Origin of the sequence: Quadrisphaera sp. GCM10027208, assembly GCF_042658805.1 — a bacterium.
GTDB lineage: Bacteria > Actinomycetota > Actinomycetes > Actinomycetales > SCSIO-59966 > SCSIO-59966.
On sequence record NZ_JBHSRC010000001.1, the window covers coordinates 570,533 to 594,129 of the forward strand.

General features: G+C 73.5%; 25 protein-coding genes and 1 pseudogene. 13 read left to right on the forward strand and 13 right to left on the reverse strand.

All coding sequences use genetic code 11. The features are described from left to right. Position 1: 1 nt before the first annotated feature. Genes ACFP6A_RS02890 through ACFP6A_RS02900 form a run of 3 tightly spaced genes read right to left on the reverse strand, consistent with a single transcriptional unit; the run spans position 2 to position 2,844 of the window. On the reverse strand, positions 2-1,219 hold the full coding sequence (locus tag ACFP6A_RS02890) for a cysteine desulfurase-like protein (RefSeq protein ID WP_379601388.1): 1,218 nt from the start codon (positions 1,217-1,219) through the stop codon (positions 2-4). After that, a complete protein-coding gene (locus ACFP6A_RS02895; protein ID WP_379601390.1) occupies positions 1,216-1,695 on the reverse strand; it encodes a CinA family protein in 480 nt (159 codons plus the stop codon). The genes ACFP6A_RS02890 and ACFP6A_RS02895 overlap by 4 nt, the downstream gene beginning before the upstream one ends. Before the next feature lie 60 nt (positions 1,696-1,755). After that, complete coding sequence (locus tag ACFP6A_RS02900) at positions 1,756-2,844, reverse strand: GNAT family N-acetyltransferase (protein WP_379601392.1); 1,089 nt, start codon at positions 2,842-2,844, stop codon at positions 1,756-1,758. 80 nt (positions 2,845-2,924) lie between these two features. Between ACFP6A_RS02900 and ACFP6A_RS02905 the strand changes: the two genes are divergently transcribed. The 5 genes from ACFP6A_RS02905 to ACFP6A_RS02925 all read left to right on the forward strand — a co-directional run bounded on the left by ACFP6A_RS02905 (position 2,925) and on the right by ACFP6A_RS02925 (position 6,394). Beyond that, positions 2,925-3,503 carry a bacterial proteasome activator family protein gene (locus tag ACFP6A_RS02905; RefSeq protein ID WP_379601394.1) on the forward strand — a complete coding sequence of 193 codons (579 nt, stop codon included), beginning with the start codon at positions 2,925-2,927 and terminating at the stop codon, positions 3,501-3,503. A gap of 51 nt (positions 3,504-3,554) precedes the next feature. Beyond that, positions 3,555-4,022: a hypothetical protein gene (locus tag ACFP6A_RS02910; RefSeq protein WP_379601461.1), complete on the forward strand. Its 468-nt coding sequence runs from the start codon at positions 3,555-3,557 to the stop codon at positions 4,020-4,022. 124 nt (positions 4,023-4,146) lie between these two features. Further along, positions 4,147-4,581, forward strand: a complete 435-nt coding sequence (locus ACFP6A_RS02915) for an OsmC family peroxiredoxin (RefSeq protein WP_379601396.1) — start codon at positions 4,147-4,149, stop codon at positions 4,579-4,581. 5 nt (positions 4,582-4,586) lie between these two features. Then, complete coding sequence (locus ACFP6A_RS02920; RefSeq protein WP_379601398.1) at positions 4,587-5,846, forward strand: NAD(P)/FAD-dependent oxidoreductase; 1,260 nt, start codon at positions 4,587-4,589, stop codon at positions 5,844-5,846. A 71-nt stretch (positions 5,847-5,917) separates the two neighbouring features. Continuing rightward, positions 5,918-6,394: an SRPBCC family protein gene (locus ACFP6A_RS02925; RefSeq protein WP_379601400.1), complete on the forward strand. Its 477-nt coding sequence runs from the start codon at positions 5,918-5,920 to the stop codon at positions 6,392-6,394. A gap of 68 nt (positions 6,395-6,462) precedes the next feature. Here ACFP6A_RS02925 and paaK read toward each other — a convergent pair whose 3' ends face one another. Both paaK and pcaF read right to left on the reverse strand, forming a co-directional pair. Next, entirely contained in the window at positions 6,463-7,767 is a 1,305-nt protein-coding gene (gene paaK / locus ACFP6A_RS02930; protein WP_379601402.1) for a phenylacetate--CoA ligase PaaK, read from the reverse strand. A 78-nt stretch (positions 7,768-7,845) separates the two neighbouring features. After that, entirely contained in the window at positions 7,846-9,048 is a 1,203-nt protein-coding gene (pcaF, locus tag ACFP6A_RS02935; RefSeq protein ID WP_379601404.1) for a 3-oxoadipyl-CoA thiolase, read from the reverse strand. Positions 9,049-9,203: 155 nt separating this feature from the next. On the opposite strand from pcaF, the gene ACFP6A_RS02940 reads away from it, so the two are divergent. The 7 genes from ACFP6A_RS02940 to ACFP6A_RS02970 all read left to right on the forward strand — a co-directional run bounded on the left by ACFP6A_RS02940 (position 9,204) and on the right by ACFP6A_RS02970 (position 14,810). Further along, positions 9,204-9,848, forward strand: a complete 645-nt coding sequence (locus ACFP6A_RS02940; protein WP_379601462.1) for a TetR/AcrR family transcriptional regulator — start codon at positions 9,204-9,206, stop codon at positions 9,846-9,848. A 141-nt stretch (positions 9,849-9,989) separates the two neighbouring features. Continuing rightward, positions 9,990-11,024 (forward strand): 1,2-phenylacetyl-CoA epoxidase subunit PaaA, encoded by a 1,035-nt coding sequence (gene paaA, locus ACFP6A_RS02945; protein ID WP_379601405.1) that lies wholly within the window; start codon positions 9,990-9,992, stop codon positions 11,022-11,024. After that, positions 11,021-11,365, forward strand: coding sequence for a 1,2-phenylacetyl-CoA epoxidase subunit PaaB (paaB, locus tag ACFP6A_RS02950; RefSeq protein WP_379601406.1), 345 nt, complete (start codon positions 11,021-11,023; stop codon positions 11,363-11,365). The genes paaA and paaB overlap by 4 nt, the downstream gene beginning before the upstream one ends. Next, positions 11,362-12,147 carry a 1,2-phenylacetyl-CoA epoxidase subunit PaaC gene (gene paaC / locus ACFP6A_RS02955; protein WP_379601408.1) on the forward strand — a complete coding sequence of 262 codons (786 nt, stop codon included), beginning with the start codon at positions 11,362-11,364 and terminating at the stop codon, positions 12,145-12,147. Before paaB ends, paaC begins: the two co-directional genes overlap by 4 nt. Next, positions 12,141-12,638 (forward strand): 1,2-phenylacetyl-CoA epoxidase subunit PaaD, encoded by a 498-nt coding sequence (paaD, locus tag ACFP6A_RS02960; protein WP_379601463.1) that lies wholly within the window; start codon positions 12,141-12,143, stop codon positions 12,636-12,638. The genes paaC and paaD overlap by 7 nt, the downstream gene beginning before the upstream one ends. A 97-nt stretch (positions 12,639-12,735) precedes the next feature. Further along, entirely contained in the window at positions 12,736-13,824 is a 1,089-nt protein-coding gene (gene paaE / locus ACFP6A_RS02965; RefSeq protein WP_379601465.1) for a 1,2-phenylacetyl-CoA epoxidase subunit PaaE, read from the forward strand. A gap of 68 nt (positions 13,825-13,892) precedes the next feature. Continuing rightward, complete coding sequence (locus ACFP6A_RS02970; protein WP_379601409.1) at positions 13,893-14,810, forward strand: mechanosensitive ion channel family protein; 918 nt, start codon at positions 13,893-13,895, stop codon at positions 14,808-14,810. A 120-nt stretch (positions 14,811-14,930) separates the two neighbouring features. On the opposite strand, the gene ACFP6A_RS02975 is transcribed toward ACFP6A_RS02970, so the two are convergent. The 4 genes from ACFP6A_RS02975 to ACFP6A_RS02990 all read right to left on the reverse strand — a co-directional run bounded on the left by ACFP6A_RS02975 (position 14,931) and on the right by ACFP6A_RS02990 (position 20,404). Beyond that, the gene (locus ACFP6A_RS02975; protein ID WP_379601411.1) at positions 14,931-15,914 is read right to left on the reverse strand and encodes a pirin family protein; all 984 of its coding nucleotides are present in this window, start codon (positions 15,912-15,914) and stop codon (positions 14,931-14,933) included. Positions 15,915-15,984: 70 nt separating this feature from the next. Next, positions 15,985-18,567, reverse strand: coding sequence for a multicopper oxidase domain-containing protein (locus ACFP6A_RS02980; protein WP_379601413.1), 2,583 nt, complete (start codon positions 18,565-18,567; stop codon positions 15,985-15,987). After that, a complete protein-coding gene (locus ACFP6A_RS02985) occupies positions 18,564-19,754 on the reverse strand; it encodes a hypothetical protein (RefSeq protein WP_379601415.1) in 1,191 nt (396 codons plus the stop codon). The genes ACFP6A_RS02980 and ACFP6A_RS02985 overlap by 4 nt, the downstream gene beginning before the upstream one ends. Beyond that, the gene (locus ACFP6A_RS02990; RefSeq protein WP_379601466.1) at positions 19,724-20,404 is read right to left on the reverse strand and encodes a helix-turn-helix transcriptional regulator; all 681 of its coding nucleotides are present in this window, start codon (positions 20,402-20,404) and stop codon (positions 19,724-19,726) included. Before ACFP6A_RS02990 ends, ACFP6A_RS02985 begins: the two co-directional genes overlap by 31 nt. 90 nt (positions 20,405-20,494) lie before the next feature. Between ACFP6A_RS02990 and ACFP6A_RS02995 the strand changes: the two genes are divergently transcribed. After that, entirely contained in the window at positions 20,495-20,785 is a 291-nt protein-coding gene (locus tag ACFP6A_RS02995) for a DUF2249 domain-containing protein (protein WP_379601417.1), read from the forward strand. Between the two features lie 44 nt (positions 20,786-20,829). Here ACFP6A_RS02995 and ACFP6A_RS03000 read toward each other — a convergent pair. From ACFP6A_RS03000 to ACFP6A_RS03015, 4 genes and pseudogenes are all read right to left on the reverse strand, one after another. Beyond that, a pseudogene (locus tag ACFP6A_RS03000) lies at positions 20,830-22,092 on the reverse strand (formate--tetrahydrofolate ligase); the annotation flags it as partial. A 151-nt stretch (positions 22,093-22,243) separates the two neighbouring features. Next, positions 22,244-22,846 (reverse strand): cadmium resistance transporter, encoded by a 603-nt coding sequence (locus tag ACFP6A_RS03005; RefSeq protein ID WP_379601419.1) that lies wholly within the window; start codon positions 22,844-22,846, stop codon positions 22,244-22,246. After that, on the reverse strand, positions 22,843-23,202 hold the full coding sequence (locus ACFP6A_RS03010; protein ID WP_006590980.1) for a helix-turn-helix transcriptional regulator: 360 nt from the start codon (positions 23,200-23,202) through the stop codon (positions 22,843-22,845). Before ACFP6A_RS03010 ends, ACFP6A_RS03005 begins: the two co-directional genes overlap by 4 nt. Positions 23,203-23,284: 82 nt before the next feature. Continuing rightward, a partial coding sequence (locus ACFP6A_RS03015) for a transposase (protein WP_379601420.1) occupies positions 23,285-23,597 on the reverse strand: 313 nt, incomplete at its 5' end.

Genomic DNA, 23,597 nt, shown 5'->3' on the forward strand with positions numbered 1-23,597 from the left:
GCTAGCCGAGGTCCCCGAGCGCGGCCAGCAGGCGGTCGACGTCCGACCGGTCGTTGTAGTGCACGAGACCGGCCCGGACGGCGGACCCGGAGTCCCGGATCCCCAGCAGGCCGGTGAGCTCCCACGCGTACATGTGCCCGGCCCACACGTTGACCTGAGCGGCGGCGCAGTGCTCGGCGACCTGCTGCGGCGTCCACCCGTCGACGGTGAGGTACACGGTCGCGGTGCGCCGAGCCGGGGAGCCGATGAGGTGGACGTGCGGCATCGCGGCGAGGCCGTCGAGCAGGACGCCGAGCAGGTCCGTCTCGAACGCCTCGACGGCGGCCATCGTCGCGAGCAGCCGCTGCCGGCGGGTCCCGCTCGGTGCGGGGCTGACCGGCAGCTCCGCCAGGTGGTCGACGGCCGCGGCGAGACCGGCGTGCTGGGCGAACGGTGCCGTGCCGGTCTCGAACCGGTAGGGGACCTCGTCCGGGGACGACGCGAGCTTGTCCGGGTGCAGCTCCTCCCACAGGGCCGGGTCGGCGACCAGGGCGCCGAGGTGCGGCCCGGACCACTTGTAGGAGCTCGTCGCGTAGACGTCGGCGCCCAGGGCGGCCATGTCGACCGGCCCGTGGGGGGTGGCGTGCACGCCGTCGACGTACACGAGCGCCCCGTGCTCGTGGGCCAGGTCGGCGATCGCCCGCACGTCCGGGCGGGTGCCGACGACGTTGCTCGCGGCGGTGACCGCGACCAACCGGGTCCGTGGGCCGACGAGGTCCGCGAAGGCCTCGACCGGCAGGTCCAGGGACGGCAGCACCGGGTCGGCGAACCGGACGCTCACCCCGGCCCGCGCCGCCGCCTGGACCCAGGGGCGCACGTTGGCGTCGTGGTCCAGCCGGGTGAGGACGACCTCGTCACCGGGGCCCCAGGTCGCCGCGAGCGCGTTCGCGACCCGGTAGGTCATCGTCGTCATGTTCGGCCCCAGCAGGACGCCGTCCGGGGACGGCCCGCCGACGAGGTCGGTGACGGCCAGGCGCGCTGCGGCGGTCAGCTCGTCCGAGCGCCGGGACGCCGCGAAGGCGCCGCCGTGGTTGCCGATCCCGGCCCGCCAGGCGCCGGCGACGGCGTCGATGACCGAGGTCGGCACCTGGGTCCCCGCCGCGCCGTCCAGGTAGGCCGAGCCGTCCGCCAGCGCCGGGTAGCGGGCGCGGACGGCGGCGACGTCGAGGGTCCCGGTCATGCGGCGGCCCCCCCGGCGACCCGGGCGTGCTCGAGCAGGAGCCGCAGCGCGTGCTCGGTGGTCGCCTCCACCACCTGCGGCGGGTCACCGTCGAACCGCTGCCTCTCGGCGTGCACCCGCCCGTGGGCCAGGACGGCGAACCACACCGTGCCCGGCGGCTCCCCCTCCTCCTCGTCCGGGCCCCCGGCCCCGGTCAGGGCGACGGCCAGGTCGGCGCCGAGGAGGCGGGCGACGGACTCGACCATGGTTCGCGCGCACTCCTCGGTGATCACGGGACCCTCGGGCACGCCGAGGACGGAGAACTTCACCTCCGGTGCGTAGGCCACCACGGCCCCGCGGAACCAGGTGGACGCCGACGGTGCGGCGCCGAGGCGGGCCGCCACCTGGCCGCTGGTCAGGGACTCCGCGGTGGCCACCGTGAGCCCCTGCTCCATCGCCTGCTCGGCGACCTGCTGCGCCAGCTCCTCGCTCGTCACCCGGTGGCTCCCTTTCGGTGGTCCTTGGCTGTCTGGTGGGCTGTCTGGTGGTACCGGCCGTCAGCGGACGACGAGGTCACGGTGCCACGACTCGGTGACGTAGCGCGTGCGGAAGCCCATGGACTGGTACAGACCGACCGCGCCCGTCGGTGAGTCGGCGTCGACCTCGAGACCGACCCGGTCCCGGCCGCGGGCCGCGGCGTCGCTGATGAGGGCGTGCAGCAGGGACCGCGCCACCCCCCGTCCGCGCGCGGCACTGGTCACCCCGAGGTACGCGACGTAGCTGCCGTCGGGCTGCCCGTCCGCGCCGGCCGAGACCTCCCCGACGAGCGCACCGACGGGCTCGCCGTCCTCGAGCTCAGCCAGCCACCAGTGGTCCCAGGCGTGGCCCACCTCCTGCTGCTGACGGGTGACGAACTCGTCGAACGTCTCCTCGTGGTAGTTGAAGTGGTCGGTGAACGCGGCCTCCAGGACGTCGTGCACGGCCCGCAGGTCGCGCTCGTCCGGCGTGCCGTCGTCCCGGACCACCTGACGCACGGTGATCCCCTCGCCAGGCGGGGGGAAGGCGTCGGCCGCGGCCTCGGCGGCCTCCACCGGACGGGACATCTGCCACCACGTCCGCACGTGCACGTAGCCGGCGGCGGTCAGCCACCGGTGCTGGCGGTCGTCGCCGGCGAACGCGCCGGCGTCGAGCTGCGTCGCCTCCAGACCCCGTTGGAGCGCCAGGCGACGACCCTGCTGCTCGGCCCAGTCGAACAGGAAGGCGGCGACCCGGTCGGCGGTCCCGTCGTCCGGCTCGGCACCGGCCGGGCCGGGGTCCACGAGCCCCGGGTCCACGAGGACGGCGACGACGGTGCGGCCGGCGGCCCGGTCGTGCACCTCCCCCCAGGCCCGGACGACGCCCGCAGGGTCCCGGACGACGCAGTGCTCCCGGGTCTGCGCCCCGGGGCCGACGACACGGGCGGCGACCGACTCCGGTGTCGTCGTCGGCCTGCCCAGCCCGGACCGGTCGTGGGCGGCGGCGACCCGGAACAGGGCGTCGACGTCCTGCGGGACGGGGTGGCCGGCCGTCCACCCGGGAGGCAGGTCTGCCCCCGTGCCGGAACGGCTCGGCCCGGTCGGCGTCCGGTCGTGCTCTGCGGAGTCCACGGTCGGTCAGTCTTTCGCACCCCGGACCGGCGCCCCCACCCGGACGGCGCGGCGGCGGACCAGGGGGCAGGATGGAGGGCATGACCGAGCAGCCGAAGCAGTCCCAGCCGCAGGTCCCTCCCGGTACGCCGGCGGACGACGACCAGCAGCGGGTCGTGGTCGTCACCCCGCAGGGCATGGGCGTCGTCGACGGTGACGACGAGGCCGGCGACATCGCCGGGATGGTCGAGCAGCCGGCCAAGGTGATGCGGATCGGCAGCATGATCAAGCAGCTGCTCGAGGAGATCCGCAACGCCCCTCTCGACGAGGCCGGGCGCGCCCGGCTCGCGGAGGTGCACGAGCGCTCGATCGCCGAGCTCGAGCAGGCGCTGTCGGGCGAGCTGGTCGAGGAGCTGCGCCGGATCACCCTGCCGTTCGCCGAGGAGAGCACTCCGACGGACGCCGAGCTCCGGATCGCGCACGCCCAGCTCGTCGGCTGGCTGGAGGGCCTCTTCCACGGCATCCAGACCGCCGTGTTCGCCCAGCAGATGGCGGCGCGAGCCCAGCTCGAGCAGCTGCGCCGCGCCCTGCCGGGTCACCCGCAGACCCCGGGGATGCCTGGTCAGCCCCAGCCCGACCAGCGGCCCGGTCAGCAGCACGGCACCGGTCAGTACCTCTGAGACACCGCTCAGGCAGCAGCAACGGGTGCGGACGACGCGGGGCCGGTGACCATGTCGGTCCGGGGACGGCTGTTCCGACGCCGGGAGCCCGACCCCCTCGGTGACGGGGTCTGGCGGCGCGCGCACGACCGGTTCCGCCGAGCGGTGGACCGGTTCCACCAGGTGATCGAGCCGGTACCCCCCGGTCCGGAGCGCGACCGGCTGGAGCTCGTCGGCGCGTCCCTCGCCGAGTCGCTCGACATCGTGCGCGCTGTGTGCGTCCGGGCTCAGGCGCAGGCGCCGAGCTCGGGACTCGACGTCCCGCGAGGCCCGGACGGACGCGCACCGGACCTGCACCGGCGGCTCTCCCGGGCAGGCGCCCTGGCCGCGCAGGCGGCCGAGGCGGCGGCGATGTGCCGGGTCGCGCTGCGATCGGCCGGGCCGGACGGGCGGGCCGCGCCGGACGGGCGGGCCGCGGCAGAGCGGGTCACGGCAGCCGAGCGGGCGGCCGGCGCCGTCCGGGAGCTCGTCGCTGACTGAGGGACCCCGGACGACGCCGCCCCCGCCAAGCGTGATCATGCAATCCCGCCACCTCTGGCGGGGGGCGTCGACCCGACCTAGCGTGCTCGGTGACCGACGTTCCACCGAGACCACTGGAGACGAGATGGCTACTCGCACGTCCACCACCCGCTGGCACGGTTCCCTGCAGGAAGGATCCGGTCGCGTCGAGCTCACCTCCTCCGGCGCCACCGGCTTCGACGTGACCTTCCCGCGGCGCGTCGGCGAGCCCGAGGGCAGCACCAGCCCCGAGGAGCTCATCGCCGCCGCACTCTCCTCGTGCCTGGCGATGAACTTCTCCGGCGTGCTCGGCAGGAACGACCTGACCGCGCAGTCCCTCGAGGTCACCGCGGACGTCACGGTCGACCGGGTCGACGGGGGACTGGCCATCACCACCGCCGCCTCTCGGATCCGCGCGAAGGTCGACGGCGTCGACGAGGCCCGGTTCGCCGAGCTGGCCGCGCTCGCCCACGAGACGTGCCCGGTCAACAAGGCCCTGGCCGGTACCGAGCGCACCCTCGACGCCCAGCTCCTGCCCTGAGCACCGTGTCGACCGCCCCCGCCGCTGCCCGGCCCCGCGTCGTCGTGGTCGGCGGGGGCTTCGCCGGGCTGGCCGCCGTCCGTGAGCTGAGCCGGGACGACGTCGACGTCCTGCTCCTCGACCGCAACCCGTACACGACCTTCCAGCCGCTGCTGTACCAGGTCGCCACCGGGGGCCTGAACCCTGGAGACGTCACCTTCGCGCTGCGCGCCTACAGCGGGCGCTACCGCAACGTGAGGTTCCGCCGCACCGCCGTCACGGGGCTCGACACCGCCGGACGCCAGGTGCTGTGCGCCGACGGCACCCGTGAACGCTACGACGCCCTGGTGCTCTCCCCTGGGGTGACGGCGAACTTCTTCGGTGTGCCCGGCGCCGAGCAGAACGCACGGACCATCTACTCCCGTCGCGAGGCGATCGGGGTCCGTGACGCTGTCCTGGCGAACCTGGAGCTGTTCGCCCAAGGCCGTCCCGAGGCGAAGGAGCCGGTCACGGTCGTCGTCGGCGGCGGACCGACCGGTGTGGAGATGGCCGGCGCCCTCGCCGAGCTGCGAAACGCCGCCCTGCCGGTCGCCTACCCGGAGGTCGACCCGGCGCGAGCCCGGGTCGTGCTCGTGGAGATGACCGACAGCCTGCTGGCCCCGTTCGTCCCGCGGCTCCAGCGCTACACCGCTCGGGAGCTGCGCCGCCGTGGCGTCGAGCTGCGTCTCGGCACCGCCGTCGAGGAGGTCCGGCCGGACGGCGTGCGCCTCTCGGACGGCGAGGAGCTGGCCTGCGCGGCGACCGTCTGGGCCACGGGGGTCACGGTGGCCGACGACGTCCGCGACTGGGGACTGCCCCAGGGCAGGGGAGGGCGGATCCTCGTCGAGCCGGACCTGCGGGTGGTCGGCCACGACCGGGTGTTCGCCGTCGGCGACGCTGCGGCTCCCGCGGACGGCGAGCCGCCGCCGCAGCTGGCCCAGCCCGCGATCCAGGAGGGACGCCACGCCGCTGAGCAGATCCGACGGCTGCTGGCCGGTGCGGCGACGGAGCCCTTCTCCTACCGGGACAGGGGCATCATGGCCACGATCGGCCGGACGGCGGCCGTCGTCCAGCTGCCCTGGGGACCGCGGTTCGGCGGGTTCGTGGCCTGGATCGCCTGGGTCGTGCTGCACATCGTCAAGCTCATCGGCAACCGCAACCGGCTGGCGACGATGACGAACCTGTCGGTCCGCTACCTCGCCTGGCCCGGCAGCCTCAACGTCATCGTCGGTGACCCGCCGGACTGACCGTCCGGGCCACGTGTAGGACGCTGCCGGCCGGGGTAGCCCGGTGAGTGCACCCGATGAGAGGAGCACTCATGAGCACGGTCGAGAAGACGGTCACGGTGGACGTCCCCGTCCGCACCGCCTACGACCAGTGGACGCAGTTCGAGTCGTTCCCCGAGTTCATGGAGGGCGTCGAGTCCGTCCAGCAGCTCGACGACAAGCGCCTGCACTGGAAGGCCGAGATCGCCGGCGTCACCCGGGAGTGGGACGCCGAGATCGTGGACCAGACCCCCGACGAGCGGATCACCTGGCGTTCGCTCGCGGGCACGAAGAACGACGGCACGGTGCTGTTCCGGACCGACCCGGGCAACCCCGGCTCCACGCAGATCACCCTGCGCCTGGAGTACGAGCCCGAGGGCGTCGTGGAGAAGGCCGGTGACCTGCTGAACATCGTCGACCGGCGGGCCCAAGGCGACCTGGACCGGTTCAAGAAGTTCATCGAGTCGCGTGGCACCGAGACCGGCGCCTGGCGCGGCGAGGTCAAGCCGAGCGGTGAGGTCCACCACTGACCTGCGGTTTCGTCACCCGACGACGAGAGGCCCTCGGCACCGTGCCGGGGGCCTCTCGTCGTCCGCCGTCAGCGCGGGCGCTGGTCCACGATCCGGCGCATCTTGCCCACCGACCGCTCGATGCCCTCGGGCTCGAGAACCTCCACACCCACCGTCACCCCGATCGTGCTCTTGACGAGGTGCCGCAGCTCCTCCCCGGCGCGGGCTGCGACGTCCGCGTCGGCGTCCGGACGCCGCTCGACCTTGACCGTCATCTCGTCCATCCGCCCGGGCCGCGACAGCCAGCACTGGAAGTGCGGGGAGAGGGCCGGCGTGCGCAGGATGAGCTCCTCGATCTGAGTGGGGAAGAGGTTCACCCCACGCAGAATGATCATGTCGTCGGTGCGGCCGGTGACCTTCTCCATCCGCCGCATGGTGCGGGCCGTACCCGGCAGCAGCCGGGTGATGTCGCGGGTCCGGTACCGGATGGCGGGGGTCGCCTCCTTGGTGAGCGTCGTGAAGACCAGCTCGCCCTCCTCGCCGTCCGGCAGCACCTCCCCGGTCACCGGGTCGATGACCTCCGGGTAGAAGTGGTCCTCCCAGATGTGCAGGCCGTCCTTGGTCTCGACGCACTCGATCGCGATACCCGGCCCCATCACCTCGGACAGCCCGTAGATGTCGAGCGCGTGCATGTCCAGGCGCTGCTCCATCTCGCGGCGCATGTCGTCCGTCCACGGCTCCGCGCCGAAGATGCCGATCTTCAACGAGGTCGACGCCGGGTCCACGCCCTGCCGCTCCATCTCGTCGATGATCGCGAGCATGTACGACGGCGTCACCATGATGATGTCGGGCTTGAAGTCGCCGATGAGCATGACCTGCCGCTCGGTCATCCCCCCGGACATCGGGATGACGGTGCAGCCGAGCGCCTCGGCGCCGTAGTGCGAGCCCAGACCGCCGGTGAACAGGCCGTAGCCGTACGCGACGTGGACCTTGTCACCGGGCCGGCCCCCGGAGGCGCGGATCGAGCGCGCCATGACGTGCGCCCAGGTGCGGATGTCGTTCGCGGTGTAGCCGACGACGGTCGGCCGGCCCGTCGTCCCGGACGACGCGTGGATCCGGCTCACCTGCTCCTGGGGGACGGCGAACATCCCGAACGGGTAGTTCTCCCGCAGGTCCTGCTTGGTCGTGAACGGGAAGTGGGCGAGGTCCTCCAGGGAGCGAAGGTCGTCGGGGTGCACGCCGGCGTTGTCGAACGCCGCCCGGTAGTGCGGGACGTTGTCGTAGGAGTACCGCAGGCTCCACCTCAGCCGCTCGAGCTGCAGCGAGCGCAGCTCGTCCACCGACGCGGTCTCGATCGGCTCGAGGTCACCGGGCTGGGGGCTGAGGTCCTTCACGAGGTCTCCTTCTTCGGACGGTTCTTCGGACGGCGGGGCGAGAGTTCTTCGGACGGCGGGCTGGGACGACGAGGTGGGTCAGGTGCGCTCGAGCAGGACCGAGATGCCCTGGCCGACGCCCACGCACATCGTGACCAGCGCCCGCCGCACGTCCCGGACGGCGAGCTCGGTGGCCGCGGTGAGGGCGAGCCGGGCGCCGGTCATCCCGAGCGGGTGCCCGAGGGCGATACCGCCACCGTTGGGGTTGACGTGCTCGGCGTCGTCCGGGATCCCCAGCTGACGCAGCACCGCGAGCACCTGCGCCGCGAAGGCCTCGTTGAGCTCGACGACGTCCAGGTCCGCCACGGTCAGGCCGAGCCGGTCGAGCAGACGACGGCTCGCAGGCACCGGGCCGATGCCCATGATCCGCGGCGGCACACCGGCCGTGGCGGCACCGACGACGCGGGCCAGCGGCTGCAGGCCGAAGCGCTCGACCGCCGCCTCCGACGCGACGAGCAGCGCCGCGGCCCCGTCGTTGACGCCGCTGGAGTTGCCCGCGGTCACCGTGCCGCCCTCGCGGAACGCGGGTCGCAGCGCGGCCAGAGCCTCCCGGCTCGTCCGCCGCGGGTGCTCGTCGGTGTCGACGAGGACCGGGTCGCCCCGGCGCTGCGGGACCGGGACGGGGACGATCTCGCGGGCCAGCCGCCCGGACGCCTGCGCGGCCGCCGCCCGCTCCTGGGAGCGCAGGGCGTAGGCGTCCTGGTCCTCACGGGAGATGCCGAACTCGGCGGCGACGTTCTCCGCGGTCTCGCCCATGGAGTCGGTACCGAAGCGCTCCTTGAGCACGGGGTTGACGAACCGCCACCCGATCGTCGTGTCGTGGACCTCGGCGCGCCGGTCGAACGCGCTCTGCGCCTTGGCCATGACGAACGGGGCCCGGCTCATCGACTCGACCCCGCCGGCCAGGACGAGGTCGGCCTCCCCGGCGCGGATGCTCCGGGCGGCGACGGCCAGCGCGTCCGCGCCGGAACCGCACAACCGGTTGACGGTGGTCCCGCTGACGGTCTCGGGCAGGCCGGCGAGCAGCAGCGCCATCCGCGCGACGTCCCGGTTGTCCTCCCCCGCCTGGTTGGCGCAGCCGAGGACGACGTCGTCGAGGGCCTCCCAGTCGACGTCCGGGTGCCGAGCGGTCAGCTCGCGCAGGACGTGGGCGGCCAGGTCGTCCGGGCGCACGGAGGACAGCGCGCCCGCGTACCGACCGACGGGCGTGCGGACCCCGTCCACGAGGAAGGCCTCTGGCATGGGCGGGCAGTCCTCTCTCTCCCGAGTGTGCTGGCATCCGACCGAACGGTCGGTCCTATGCTGCCGGTCGGCCCGTGCACTATCAAGCCTGGACCATCGACCTTGGACCATCGACCCTGCACCATCGACCCTGCGGGAGGCCGTCCGTGTCGCAGATGCCCGCCCCGCCGGCGGGAACCGGTGAGCGGCACCCTGGCCGGCGCCGGCACGACGCCGACTCCGTGCTCGACGTCGCCGTCACCGTGTTCATCGAGCGCGGCTACGACGGGACGTCGATGGAGCACCTGTCCCGCGCGTCCGGGCTGTCCAAGTCATCGCTCTACCACCACATCGCCAGCAAGGAGCAGCTGCTGCGGACGGCGCTGGAGCGCGCCGTCGGGCCGCTGTTCGACGTCCTCGCCGAGCCGCAGGCCAGCACCGGGCGAGCCATCGACCGCCTGGAGCACGTCGTGCGCCGCACGGTCGCGGTGCTCGTCGAGCGGCTGCCCTACGTGACCCTGCTGCTGCGGGTGCACGGCAACACCGAGACCGAGCGCTGGGCCCTGGAGCGCCGCCGGGAGTTCGACCGGACGGTCGCCGCGCTCGTCGTCGAGGCGGCCGCGGACGGCGACGTCCGGGACGACGTCGACCCCGCGGTGGTCACCCGGCTGCTGTTCGGGATGATCAACTCGCTCGTCGAGTGGTACCGGCCCTCCGGCTCTCCGCACGTGGCTCCGGCAGCCACCGGTCACCACGGGCTGGGGCCGAAGGAGCTCGGGGACGCCGTCGTCCGCATCGCCTTCGACGGCCTGCGCCGCTGAGCCACGTGCGCCGCGCGACGGGCGCCGGACACCGACAGGCCCCGGACACCGACAGCCCCGGACGCCGCGGGCTCCGGTTGACGGTGCGCAGGTCCCTCCCGCATCCTGGGAACCGACCGTTCGGTCGGTTGGAGCAGACACGTGGAGGGTCTCGTGTACGGCAACGACTTCGGTGAGCAGCCGGACCAGCGCCCGTCGGGGGTCGCCGCGCCCGCTGCGCCGTCCTCGGAGGAGGACGCGGCCCTGCAGGCGGAGTTCGACCGGCTGATCGCCTCCGACGAGCGGATCGAGCCACGGGACTGGATGCCGCAGGGCTACCGCAAGACCCTGATCCGCCAGATCGCCCAGCACGCGCACTCGGAGATCATCGGGATGCAGCCCGAAGGCAACTGGATCACGCGAGCCCCCAGCCTGCGCCGCAAGGCGATCCTCATGGCGAAGGTCCAGGACGAGGCCGGCCACGGCCTCTACCTCTACAGCGCCGCGGAGACCCTCGGGGTAGACCGCGCCGAGCTGCTGGACCTCCTGCACACCGGCCGCCAGAAGTACTCGTCGATCTTCAACTACCCGACGCTCACCTGGGCCGACATGGGCGCCATCGGCTGGCTCGTCGACGGTGCCGCCATCGTCAACCAGGTGCCGCTGTGCCGCTGCTCGTACGGTCCCTACGGCCGGGCGATGGTGCGGATCTGCAAGGAGGAGTCCTTCCACCAGCGCCAGGGCTTCGAGATCCTGCACACCCTCAGCCACGGCACACCGGAGCAGAAGCAGATGGCGCAGGACGCCGTCGACCGGTGGTGGTGGCCGTCGCTGATGATGTTCGGCCCCCCGGACGACCAGTCCCCGAACAGCGCCCAGTCGATGGCGTGGGGCATCAAGCGCCACTCCAACGACGAGCTGCGTCAGCGCTTCGTCGACATGACCGTCCCGCAGGCGCAGGTGCTGGGACTCACCCTGCCGGACCCCGAGCTGCGCTTCGACGAGGAGTCCGGCCACTGGCGGTTCGGGGCCATCGACTGGGACGAGTTCTACGACGTGCTCAAGGGCAACGGCCCGTGCAACGCCGAGCGGCTGCAGACCCGGCGGGCCGCGCACGAGGAAGGTGCCTGGGTCCGCGAGGCCGCCGCCGCCTACGCCGCCAAGCAGGCCGCCGGCCCGCAGGCGGTGGTCGCGTGAGCACCGGCACCCCGGACGCCGCTCAGGCCCCGGACGTCGCCCAGGCCCCGGACGCCGCCCGCCGGGACTGGCCGCTGTGGGAGGTGTTCGTCCGGCCGCGCCGCGGCCTGAGCCACCAGCACGTCGGGTCCCTGCACGCCCCGGACGCCCAGCTCGCCCTGCAGAACGCCCGCGACCTGTACACCCGCCGCAGCGAGGGCGTGAGCATCTGGGTGGTGCCGGCCGCGCAGATCACCGCCAGCAGCCCGGACGAGAAGGACGCGTTCTTCGACCCGGCGGCAGACAAGGTGTACCGGCACCCGACGTTCTACGACATCCCCGAGGGGGTGCCGCACCTGTGAGCGCACGGGCCACCCCCGCGACCCGGGCGCTGCCGGATCTCGCCCGGTACGCGCTGTCCCTCGGCGACGACGCGCTCGTGCTCTCGCACCGCTGCGCCGAGTGGATCGCGCACGCCCCCGAGCTGGAGGAGGACGTCGCGCTCGCCAACATCGGGCTCGACCTGCTCGGTCAGGCCCGGATGCTGCTCACCTACGCCGGCGAGGTCGAGGGCGCCGGCCGCGACGAGGACGACCTGGCCTACCTGCGCGAGGAGCGCGACGTCCTCAACGTCCAGCTGGTGGAGCTGCCCAACGGTGACTTCGCCGTGACCATGGCGCGGCTGCTCGTCTTCTCCGCCTACGCCCAGGCGCTGTACCGGCGGCTCGAGCGGTCCGCCGACGAGCGGCTCGCCGCGGTCGCCGGCAAGGCCGTCAAGGAGGTCTCCTACCACCTCGAGCACGCGTCGTCCTGGGTGATCCGGCTCGGCGACGGCACGCCGGAGAGCCACCGGCGGATGCAGGCCGGTCTCGACGCCGTCTGGCCGTACGTCCCCGAGCTGTTCGACGGCTCGTGGGTCCCTGAGGGGCTGCTGGAGGACGGCGTCGCCGTCGACCCGGCGTCCCTGCGCGCCGAGTGGGAGCACACCGTCACCCCCGTCGTCTCCGCGGCGACCCTCGCCGTGCCCGAGCCGAGCCGGCGGCTGCCGCTCGGCGGTCGCGACGGCGTCCACACCGAGCACCTCGGGTACCTGCTGGCCGAAATGCAGCACCTGCACCGTTCACACCCCGGGGCGAGCTGGTGAGGACGGCGACGTCCCGGGCGCAGACGGCCCGCCGGGTGGCTGGTGAGGTGGCCGACCCGGAGGTGCCCGTCCTGACCATCGCCGACCTCGGCGTGCTGCGGGACGTCGAGGTCACCGACGACGGGCGCGTCGTCGTCACCATCACGCCCACCTACTCGGGCTGCCCGGCGATGGACACCATCCGCACCGACGTCGTGGACGCCTTGCGGCGCAACGGGTTCGCCGACGTCGAGGTCCGCACCGTGCTGTCCCCGGCGTGGACGACGGACTGGATGACGGAGGAGGGCAAGAGGCGCCTCGCCGAGTACGGGATCGCCCCACCCGGACGCCGCCGGGCCGGCGGGGCGGTCCCGGTCACCCTGTCGGTGCGCTGCCCGCACTGCGGCTCCCTCGACACCCGAGAGCTGTCGCACTTCGGCTCGACCGCGTGCAAGGCGCTGTGGCAGTGCCGCGCCTGCTCCGAGCCGTTCGACCACTTCAAGGCGATCTGAGGGGCCCGACGTGACGACTGACGTGAGCACCGACGTGACGACTGAGGTGAGCGGCGACGGGAGGGACGAGGCCGGCACCACCTCGACGCACCAGCAGGTGGCGGCCTCCCGCGGGCACAGCACCTTCTACCCGCTGCGGGTCTCCCAGATCGAGCAGCTGACCGACGACGCCGTCGCGGTGTCCTTCGACGTGCCCGACGACCTCGCCGACGTGTTCGCGTTCACGCCGGGCCAGCACCTCACCCTGCGCGCGCACCTGGACGGTGAGGAGGTCCGCCGCTCGTACTCGATCTGCTCGGCGCCGTCCGAGCACCGGCTGCGGGTCGCGGTCAAGCGCCTGGAGGGCGGGCTGTTCTCCGGGCACGTCAGCACCGGTCTGCAGGTCGGCGACACCCTCGAGGTGATGCCGCCCGCCGGCCGGTTCGGCGTCGCCGTCGACCCGGCGAACGCCAAGCACTACGCCGCCGTCGTCGCGGGCAGTGGGATCACGCCCGTCATGTCCATCCTGCGCACGGTGCTGGAGACAGAGCCAGCCAGCCGGTTCACCCTCGTCTACGGCAACCGGACCACCGCGTCGGTGATGTTCCTCGAGGAGCTCGCCGACCTCAAGGACCGCTACCCCGACCGCCTCCAGCTGGTCCACGTGCTGTCCCGCGAGTGGTGGCAGGACGCCGACCTGCTCCACGGCCGCATCGACGAGGAGAAGCTGCACACCCTGCTGGACACCCTGCTGCCCCCCGACGACGTCGACGAGTGGCTGCTGTGCGGTCCCTACGCCCTGGTCCAGCAGGTGCACGCCACGCTCGTCGAGCGCGGCGTGCCCAAGCCCGACATCCACCTCGAGCTGTTCCACGTCGAGGGAGAGGCGCCGCGGATGACCAGCCGGGTCAGCCTGGACGGCGAGGAGTCGGGCAGCGAGGTCACCGTCCGGCTGGCCGGGCGGACGACGACGTTCCCGATGCCCGAGGAGGGCTCGATCCTCGACGCGACCCTCGCCGTCCGCAACGACGCCCCGTACGCGTGCAAGGGCGGCGTGTGCGGCACCTGCCGCTGCAAGGTGGTGGAGGGCGAGGTGGAGATGGCCCGCAACTACGCCCTCGAGGACGCCGAGATCGCCGCCGGCTTCCGGCTGGCGTGCCAGTCGGTGCCGACGACCCCGAGGGTGGTCCTCGACTTCGACGCCTGACGGCGTCCACGCACCGAGGTGCCCCGGCTCGAGGTGCCGGATCAGCGTGGCACGGCACGATGGTCCCCGTGCTGCTGCCCTCCCTGTCTGGCGTCGACTGGAACCTGCCTCCCGTCGACGCTCTGCAGCTCGCCGTCGGGGCGGGCATCGTCGTCCTGGCGCTCGTCCTGGGACGAGTGGTGCGGGACGCGCTCCAGCGCTACCACTCCTGGCGCGGCCGTAGCCCCAGCTACGCCGAGGTGTTCGCCCGGCTCGGGGGCTGGACGGTGGGACTGCTGGGGACGGGGATCGGGCTGACCGTCGCGTTCCCCAGCGTCGACCCCGTCGACGTGCTCGGCGGCCTGGGGATCTTGTCCATCGCCGCCGGCATCGCGTTCCAGGACGTGCTGAGCAACCTCTTCGCCGGGGTGCTCATGCTCACCCGCGAGACGTTCCGCTCCGGCGACCAGATCGCGATCGGGGACGTCCGCGGCACCGTGGAGCGGATCACGTTGCGGGAGACCGTCGTCCGCACGTTCGACGGCCGTCGGGTGCTCATCCCGAACAGCACCGTGCACAACGGCGTCGTGACCGTGCAGACCGGGTACGAGCAGGTCCGGACCTCGGTCGTCATCGGTGTCGCCTACGAGGCCGACCTCGACGAGGCCCGCCAGGTGGCGCTCGCCGCGATGCACGGGCTGCCCCAGGTTGCCGCGCAGCCGGCCCCGCAGGCGCTCATCGCCTCGCTCGGCGCCTCGACGGTGGACATCGAGCTGCGGTTCTGGTCCGGTGCCCGCCAGCTCGAGACCCGGGAGGCGCTGGACGCGGTCATCGCGGCCGTCGTGCGGGCCTACGAGGAGGCCGGGATCGAGATGCCCGCCGACATCCGGGTGCTGCAGTCCTCGCCGTCCTTCACCGCCGCCCTGGCCCAGGCCGGTCGCGGCGAGCCCGCCGAGCCGCCCCGGCGCCGGACCCGCCGGACCGCTCGGTCGTCCCCCTCTTCGTGATCATGCAATCCCGCCACCCCGCGGGACCGGCCACCGAGCGAGCCGGCGGCGTGCGGATCGGCTACGTCGGACGGGTGGCCCCGCAGAAGGCGCAGCCGGCGGTGGTGGACCGCGGCGGGGTCAGCCCTCGACGACGGACGTCGGCGCGCCGTGCACGGCCGGGACCCGGCCGAGGCGGCCGGCCTGGAAGTCCTCGAACGCCTGGACCACCTCAGCGCGGGTGTTCATCACGAACGGCCCGGCCCAGGCGACCGGCTCACGGATCGGCCGGCCGCCGAGCAGCAGCACCTCGAGGTTCGGCTCGGCCTGCGGCTGGGTCGGGGCCGCGGCGACCGACAGCGCCCCACCGGCGCCGAGGACGGCGAGCTGGCCCTTGCGGATCCGGTGGCCCTGCGGGCCGACCGTGCCCTGCCCGGCGAGCACGTAGACGAGCGCGTTGAAGTCCGGCGGCCAGGCCGTCTCCAGCCGGGCGGCCGGACTCACCGTGGCGTGCGCCATCGTGATCGGAGTCGTCGTCACCCCGGGCCCGCGGTGGCCGCCGAGGTCACCGGCGATGACCCGGACCAGCGCACCGCCGTCGTCCGAGCTGACCAGAGCCGACTCGTTCCCGCGCAGGTCCTGGTAGCGCGGCGGGGCCATCTTCTGGGCCCGTGGCAGGTTCACCCACAGCTGGACGCCGTGGAACAGCCCGCCGCTGAGCACCAGCTCCTCCGGCGGCCGCTCGATGTGCAGCAGCCCGCTGCCAGCGGTCATCCACTGGGTGTCCCCGTTCGTGATCACGCCGCCGCCGCCCTCGGAGTCGGCGTGCTCGAACGTCCCGTCGAGGATGTAGGTGACGGTCTCGAAACCGCGGTGCGGGTGCCACGGGGTGCCCTTCGCCTCGCCCGCGGCGTACTCCACCTCGCCCAGCTGGTCCATGTGGATGAACGGGTCCAGGTCGCGCAGGTCGACGCCGGCGAACGCACGCCGGACCGGGAAGCCCTCGCCCTCCAACCCGTCGGGCGCGGTCGTCACCGAGCGGACGGGCCGCTCGGTGAGCACGCTGCGGTCGACCCGCGGCAACCGGGGCAGCACGGTGAGATCAGGAACGGTGATCGCGGGCACGGCAGGCCCCTTCCGGCAGTGGTTAGAGATTCAACCACCGCCAACGGTAGCCCGGTCACCGGCATTCCGGTCACGGCACCACCTCCAGGACGCCGTGCGCGCCGCGCTCGGCGTCCACCATGGCGTGCGTGACGAACGGGTAGCGGCCTGGCTCGGGTAGCTCCAGCTCGACGAAGCCGCCCTGCGCCGGGGCAAGAGCCAGGACCTGCGCCCCGCCCGGACCCGGCCGCAGCCGGTAGTCGCCCTCGGACCACACCGTGTCGAACTGCCCGCCGACGACGTGGAACGCACTGCCCCGCTGCGGACCGGCCGCCAGCACCCACACCCGCACCCGTTCCCCCACCCGGGCGGTGAGCGGCTCCTGGTCGTACTGGTTCGCGTACCCGTTGAACACGACGAGGTCCGGTCGCTCGGCGGCGACCCGGTCGGCGTCCGCCACCCCGCCCTGCGGCCCGAGGTAGTACTCGGACTGCACGAGCACGTACTCCTGGTCGACCTGCGGCAGGTCCGGCGGGTCGATGACGACGGCGCCGAACATGCCGTTGGCGATGTGCAGCGACATCGGCGCCGTCGAGCAGTGGTACATCCAGATGCCGGCCCGGGTGGCGGTGAACCGGTAGCGCAGCGACTCTCCGGGCTGGATCGTCCGCATCGGCCGGTCGGGCGCGAGGGCACCGGCGTGGAAGTCGATCGAGTGCCCGATGCTGCCGTCGTTGACAAGAGTGACGTCGAAGACGTCACCGATCCGGCCGCGCAGCGTCGGGCCGGGCGCCGTGCCGCCGAACGTCCAGAGCGTCTGCCGGACGCCGGGAGCGACCTCCCGCTCGACCTCGCGGACGACGAGGGTCACCTCGTGCACCGTTCCGGCGGGTGCGGGGTCGAGCCGCGGGTCGTAGGGGGCGAAGGCCGCTCCCGGGTGGACCTGCAGGTCGAGGTCCTCGGCGGCAGACGCGGCGTCACCAGGTGCCGGCCCCGTCGCCTCGGCCCCGACGGCACGGACCGTCAGCACCATGCCCATCTGCCGGTGCCCGGCGACGGAGCACCATCCGTCGAGGTCCCCGGTGACGACACCGGCGTCCAGTCGGGTCCGCTCGCCGGGGCCGACCCGGTCGCTACGAGCGCCGTTGGCGAGGACGAGGTCGTGCCGGTCATCGCCGGTGTTGTCCAGGACGACGACGAGCCGGTCTCCGGCAGGCACCTCGACGACGTCCGGCACGTACCGCATCCCCTCGACCCGGACGGTGACCGTCGTCGTCCGGCCGGTCTCGCCGGCCTGAGCGGCACCGGCCGCGGGCGAGGCGTTGACCGCGGTGGTGAGCGGGATACCGGCGGCGGCCGGGTCGAGCGCGACGCCGCCGGCCGTACCGACGAGGACGACGGCGAAGCCGGCGGCCGCCAGGCCCAGCCGGCGCTGGGCGGTCGGACGCCGTTGCGGGCCAGCAGGCTGCGGCGGCGCCCCGCGCACCCGGCGGGCGAGCAGGACGGCGCCCACGAGCAGCGGCAGGGTGGACCCGAGCGCGACGAGGACGACGACGGAGAGCACGACCCGCACGAGGCTCGGCACCGGGAGGACGGCGAGCAGCAGACCGGCGTTGGCGGCGGTGAGCCGGGCCCAGCCGGCACGTCCGAGCAGCGTCGAGGTCGCCCGCTGCACGGACGGCCCGCCGCCGAGGACCACCGGGACGAGGTAGCCGAGCGCACCGATCAGCACCTGCGCGGCGAACCCGGCCAGCAACGGGGCGGTCAGCGCACCGGCCCGCTCACCGGCGGTGGCCCAGTCCCCCGCGGTCGCCAGCCCGACCGCGAGGACGACGAGCGACCCGGCCAGCCACAGCATCCCGGCGAGCACGGAGGCGGTCGGCAGCTCGACCGGCGCCTTACGGCGCACCTCCTCGGCGTGCGGGACGGCGACCGCGACGACGCCGGCGAGGACGACGAGCACGCCGACCGCGGCGAGGACGAGCGAGCCGGCCAGGGCCGCAGCCGCCGCAGCGGCGACCCCGCCGACGAGCACCGGCAGGGCCCGCCGGGCGGCGCGCTCTGCGCCGTCCGCGACCCGGGTGCGCAGCATCGTCGGCCACAGGGTGACGAGGGTCCCGACAACGGTCAGCCCCACCCAGCCGAGCAGGTTGACGACCTCGTGGGCGACGACGAGGCGACCGTGCCCGGCGTCGGACAGCCCCGGTCGACCGAGCAGCACCCCGAGCACCGCCCCGACAGGCAGGGCCAGGCCCGCGGCGACGTAGTAGCGGACGGTCACACCGAACCGGGACGGCAAGGCGGCCCGCGCCCGGCGCAGCAGCGCGGTGGCGTGCCAGCCGGCGACCCCGGCAACGACCGCGGCGCCCGCCACGACGGGCAGCCGGGCACTGGTGACCGTGCCGCCGACGACGCCGAGTGCGCCGGCGTTGAACAGCACGAGCCGCAGCGCCTGGCCCCGGCGCAGCGACTCGGTCGGCAGCCGCAGCAGGGCGGCCGCGAAGTGCCAGCTCCAGATGAGGATGGCGTTGCTCACCGCCCCGAGCACGAGCAGGTGGACCAGCAGCCACCGGGCGGCCGGGACGAAGGGGTGAACCAGGGCGACGACGACGAGGGCGAGGAGCCAGGCCACGACGACCGCACCGGTCCGCAGGTGCCAGGCGGTACGGCTCACGACGACCTCCGGGGACGACGGTCGGCCGTGGCGGCGGACCACGCGGCGACCGCAACGAAGAGCAGGACGGCGGAGACGTTGAGCAGGCCCCCGAGCTGCCACGCCGAGCCGACGTCGCGCAGGTCGCCGACCGCGATGCGCAGGGCGAGCGAGATGTGCAGCAGGACCAGCGGCGCGTACATGGCCGGCCGGTACGGCAACGGCCGGCGTAGCACCGCGGGCAGGATGACCGGGGCGTGCGCGATGATGATCGAGATCACGAAGCCGAGGAAGACAGCGTGCACCACGGCGTCGTAGCCGGGGCCGGCGGTGACCGGCCCGCCGAGCAGCCAGATCCCTCCGGCGACGGCGAGCCAGCCGTAGCCGGCGAGCAGGGCCCAGCCCGTGAACCGCGGCAGCCCGGTGCTGCGGACGGTGCGCCGGGCGACGTCGTAGCGGGCCAGCCAGGCTGTCGTGGCGAGCAGCGCGGCACCCGTGCCGGCCGCTCCCGCGACCGGCCACAGCAGCCCGACGAGGACGCCGGCGGCGAGCAGGCCGGCGGTCCCGACCACGATGGGGTCGGCCCGCGGGTCGAGGACAGCGACCCGGGCGAGCTCGACCCGCTCCCCGGCGATGGTGAGGACGAGGAAGCCGGTCAGCCAGGGCAGCAGGTGTGGGACCGGGACGCCGCCCCACCACAACAGCGCTGCCCCCACCGCCAGCACGGCACCGAGAGCCTGGACGACGACCGCCGCAGCCGGCTGACGGGCCCACAGCGGCACGTAGACCGCGACGAGGGCCGCAGCCCCGGCCGTGAGCAGCGCCCCGGCGACGGCCGGGGACGGTACGACGACGAGGGCGAGGCCGCCGGCACCGAGCCCGGCAGGGGCCAGGTAGCCCCAGCGGCTGCCGAGGGCGACGGCCCGTTCGAGGGCGACGAGGGTGCCGGCGAAGCCGAGGACGAGGAGCACCCCGTGCACGTCCCCCAGCCGGGGCAGGGTGAGCGGGGCCGGCAGCCCAAGCAGCATCATCGCGGCGTCGAGGCCGAGCAGCAGTGCGGCGGCGGCGGGCAGCAGGAGCAGCGCCCGTGGCCAGGGCAGCCTCCGCACGGCCGGTGGACGGCTCGCCGGGCCCGCGGTGGCGGGTCTGGCCCCCCGCTCGGTCACCAGGGCGGCGTTCACGCCGCCGTCAGCAGGTGCAAGCGGCACGCGCCGACCTCGGCGAACGGGATGAGGGCAGTGCGTTCGGGTTGACCGCCGTAGGCCTCCATGGCGCCCCGGACGATCCCGAGGTGCACCTGGCAGACGACCTCGGGGTACCGGGTGGCCGCGTCGAGCAGCGGGCACCGGCGCAGTGCGGCCGTCGTGGAGCGGGCGTCGTCCTGCGGTGCGAACCCGAGCTCGTCGAGCAGGGCGACCACCCGGCGACGCACCGCGGTCGCCGACGGCGGCCGCTCGAACGGGTGGGCGGCGGCGAGGTGGCGGCCCCAGTCCCGACCGGCGGCCAGGGCGTCGCCCCTGGGGTCCGCGCTCGTCAGGGCGATGTGCGCAGCAAGGGCGGTCGCCAGACCCGCGTAGTCGCGGACCCTGGTGTCCGGCTCGACGAGGTCGGCCGCGGCCGCGTAGGTCCACGCCGGCCGCCCGCGTCCCCTCGTCGCCTGTCGCCCACGGACGACGAGGCCCCACGAGACCAATGCGTCGAGGTGCTCGCGCACGGTGTTCGGGTGCAGGCCAAGCTCGGCGGCAAGCTCGGCGACGGTGAGCGGCTGACCCCGCTGCTGCAGCCGTTCCAGGACGACGGCGCGCTGGCCCGACAGCGAGCGGCCCGCCGTCCCGGCACGGACGGGTGCCGGCCCCATGCCCGACTTGATTTCCACGGGGGTTACTGTAGTAAAACGATGCGCCGGGCCACCACCCCGGTCCCGCTGCCTCCTCAGAAGGGTCCTCCCATGCAGCAGTCGGTCTCCATCGGCGGTCACGGCTCGGGCGGGTGCGCCTGCGGCGAGCACGACACCGCGCTGCCCGAGCTCGACGTCCGGGCCATCCCGCACGCGATCCGGCACGGTGCCGTCCTCGGTGCCGTCGACGCCCTGCCGACGGGCGGCGCGCTCGTCCTCGTCGCCCCGCACGACCCGCAGCCCCTGCTGCGCCAGCTAGCCGAGCGGCACGACGGGGGGCTGGACGTGGCCTACCTCGAGCGCGGCCCGGAGACGTGGCGGCTGCAGCTCACCCGCGGCTGACCCGGTTGCGGCGCCCAGGCGCCGGCGGCGGCCGGCGGCCGGCCTCAGGACAGCCCGACGACCTCGCCGTCGTCGTCGAGGTCGATCCGCTCGGCGATCGGGTGCCGCGGCAGACCGGGCATGGTCCGCATGTCACCGCAGACCGCGTAGACGTACCCGGCGCCGGCGGCGAGCCGGACCTCGCGCACGGGCAGCCGCCACCCGGTCGGCGCACCGAGCAGCCGCGGGTCCGACGACAACGACAGGTGCGTCTTGGCGACAACCACCGGCAGGTGCCCGAAACCCAGCTCGGTGAACCGGCGCAGGTCCGCGGCGGCCGCCGGGGCGAGGTCCACGCCGTCCGCCCCGTAGATCTCGCGGGCGATCCGCTCGATCTTGTCGGGCAGCGGCACCTCCGGCTCGTACAGGAAGCGCAGGGTGGACGGCTCCCCGGCGGCGGCCACGACGGCCTCGGCCAGGGCGAGCGCGCCCTTGCCGCCCTCGGCGACGTGCGTCGTCACGGCCACCCGGGCCCCGGCGTCCTGCGCGAGCCTGCGGATCACGGCGTGCTCGCTCGGGTGGTCGCCGGGGAAGGCGTTGATCGCGACCACGGGGGAGATGCCCAGCCGTCGGGCGATCCGCAGGTGCGCCAGCAGGTTGGGGGCCCCCGCGCGCACGTCGTCCGGGTTCTCCTCGAGCATCTCCGGCGGGAGCGGCCGGCCCGCGACCACCCGGTAGCGCCCGGAGTGGGCCTTGAGCGCGCGGACGGTGACGACGAGGACGGCGGCGTCCGGGACCAGCCCGGAGACCCGGCACTTGACGTCGACGAACCGCTCCAGCCCCATGTCGGCGCCGAACCCCGCCTCGGTGACGAGGTAGTCCCCGGTGCGGACGCCGACGAGGTCGGCGACCACCGAGGAGTTCCCGGTGGCGATGTTCCCGAACGGCCCGGTGTGCACGAGGGCCGGAGTGCCCTCGAGGGTCTGCAGCAGGTTCGGCTGCAGGGCGTCGCGCAGGATGACTGCCATCGCCCCCGCCGCGCCGAGCATCTCGGCGGTCACCGGCGCGCCGTCCCGGGTGGAGGCGACGACGATCCGGCCGAGCCGGCGCCGCAGGTCGGCCAGCGAGGTCGCCAGCGACAGGATCACCATCACCTCGCTGGCCGCGGTGATGTCGAAGCCGCTCTGCCGCGGCACCCCGTCGACCCGGTCGCCGAGGCCGATGACGACGTTGCGCAGTGCCCGGTCGTTGACGTCCAGGACCCGGCGCCAGGAGACCGTGCGCTCGTCGATGCCCAGCTCGTTGCCGTGGTGCAGGTGGTTGTCGACCTGTGGCTTCGTTCGCTTGGTGGCGGGGTTTTTGCAGCGCTCCGTGGCGGTCTTGTTGCCGCGATCACGCAGGACTGGCTGCAGGTAGGTGTCGCGGTCTGAACCGAGAGGGGTGCGCCCGGTCGGGGCCGTTTGGATCGCTGCCGCTACGTCAGAGTCCGAAGGCTCCGCCGCTGACGAGGATCACGATGCCGAGGCCGATGAGAACGATGGGGAAGAGGATGTGCTCCCAGCGTTCGAGCACTTCGGCGATCGGGGGGCGGGTGGCGACGAACTTTGCCAGGGCCACCAGGACCGCGACGAGCGCGAGGAAGACGATGCAGTAGGCGACTACTGTGAGAGGTTCCACGATGAGGAAGACAGGGGTGTAGACGCCGATGTTGTCGCCGCCGTTGGCAAAGGTGACGCCTGCGACTGTCCACACGCCGACCTTCTTGCCGGCAACCTTGGCCTCGTCGTCATCGTCGTCATCGTCTCCGCGCCAGGCCTGCCATGCGGCCCAGAGGCCGAGGCCCAGTGGGATGAGACCGAAGTACGGGATGGCTGCCGAGGGCAGGAATGCTCCGGCACCGATGGTCACCAGGACCGCGGCACCGAGGATGCCGGCGAATCCGAGGTACTGGCCGGCCAGAATGCGGGCGGTAGTGCCGCGCTGGCCTGCCCCTCGCGCGAAGAAGAGGGAGAGCACGATGATGTCGTCGATGTTGGTCGCTGCGAACAGGCCCATCGCCTGCAAGACCGAGGTGAGGATCATGCGCCCTCCCCAGCTGCGTCGCATCCGGGAAGCGAGCAGGCGGGATCGATGCACGGGGCGTCTTCGTCCACTGCCAGGGTGGCATCGACCAGTGCCGTCAGCGCCTGCGCCAGGTGTGAATCGGCGATCTCATATCGTGTCCGACGACCCTCGGGCTCGGAGACGACGATCCCGCAATCGCGCAGGCATGCCAGGTGGTTGGACACGTTCGGGCGTGTCAGGTCCAGATCTCGGGCCAGTTCCGCCGGGTAAGCGGGATGGTCGAGCAGGGTCAAGATGATCCGGGATCGAGTGGGGTCGGCCAGTGCACGACCCAGGCGGTTCATCACGTCGAGACGCGAAGCAATAGTCAGCATGGACTGAACTATACAGCGCGCACTGAACACTCGGTCACAGGCGTCAGCCCAGATCGCATGCCCGTATGGGGAACCCGGCTCTTCACGATTGAGGGTGTAGTCGCGGTCTGAAGCCTCCGGTCTCGAGCAGGGACCGCGCGATGTAGTTGGTCAGGTTGCGGAAGCCGAGGGCGGAGCCGCGGAGGTGCTCGAGGCGACCGTTGATCGCCTCGGTCGGTCCGTTCGATGTGCCGGGGCGGTCGAAGTAGGCCAGGACGTCGGCGGCGCGGCGCGTGAGGGTCCGGCCCAGTTGGCGCAACTCGGTCAGGCCGGTGGGCACCGCGCTGGCGAGGGAGTCGATGATGGCGGCCATGACCTCGCGGCCGCGGGTCTTGTCGGGGTCGCGGTAGGCGGTG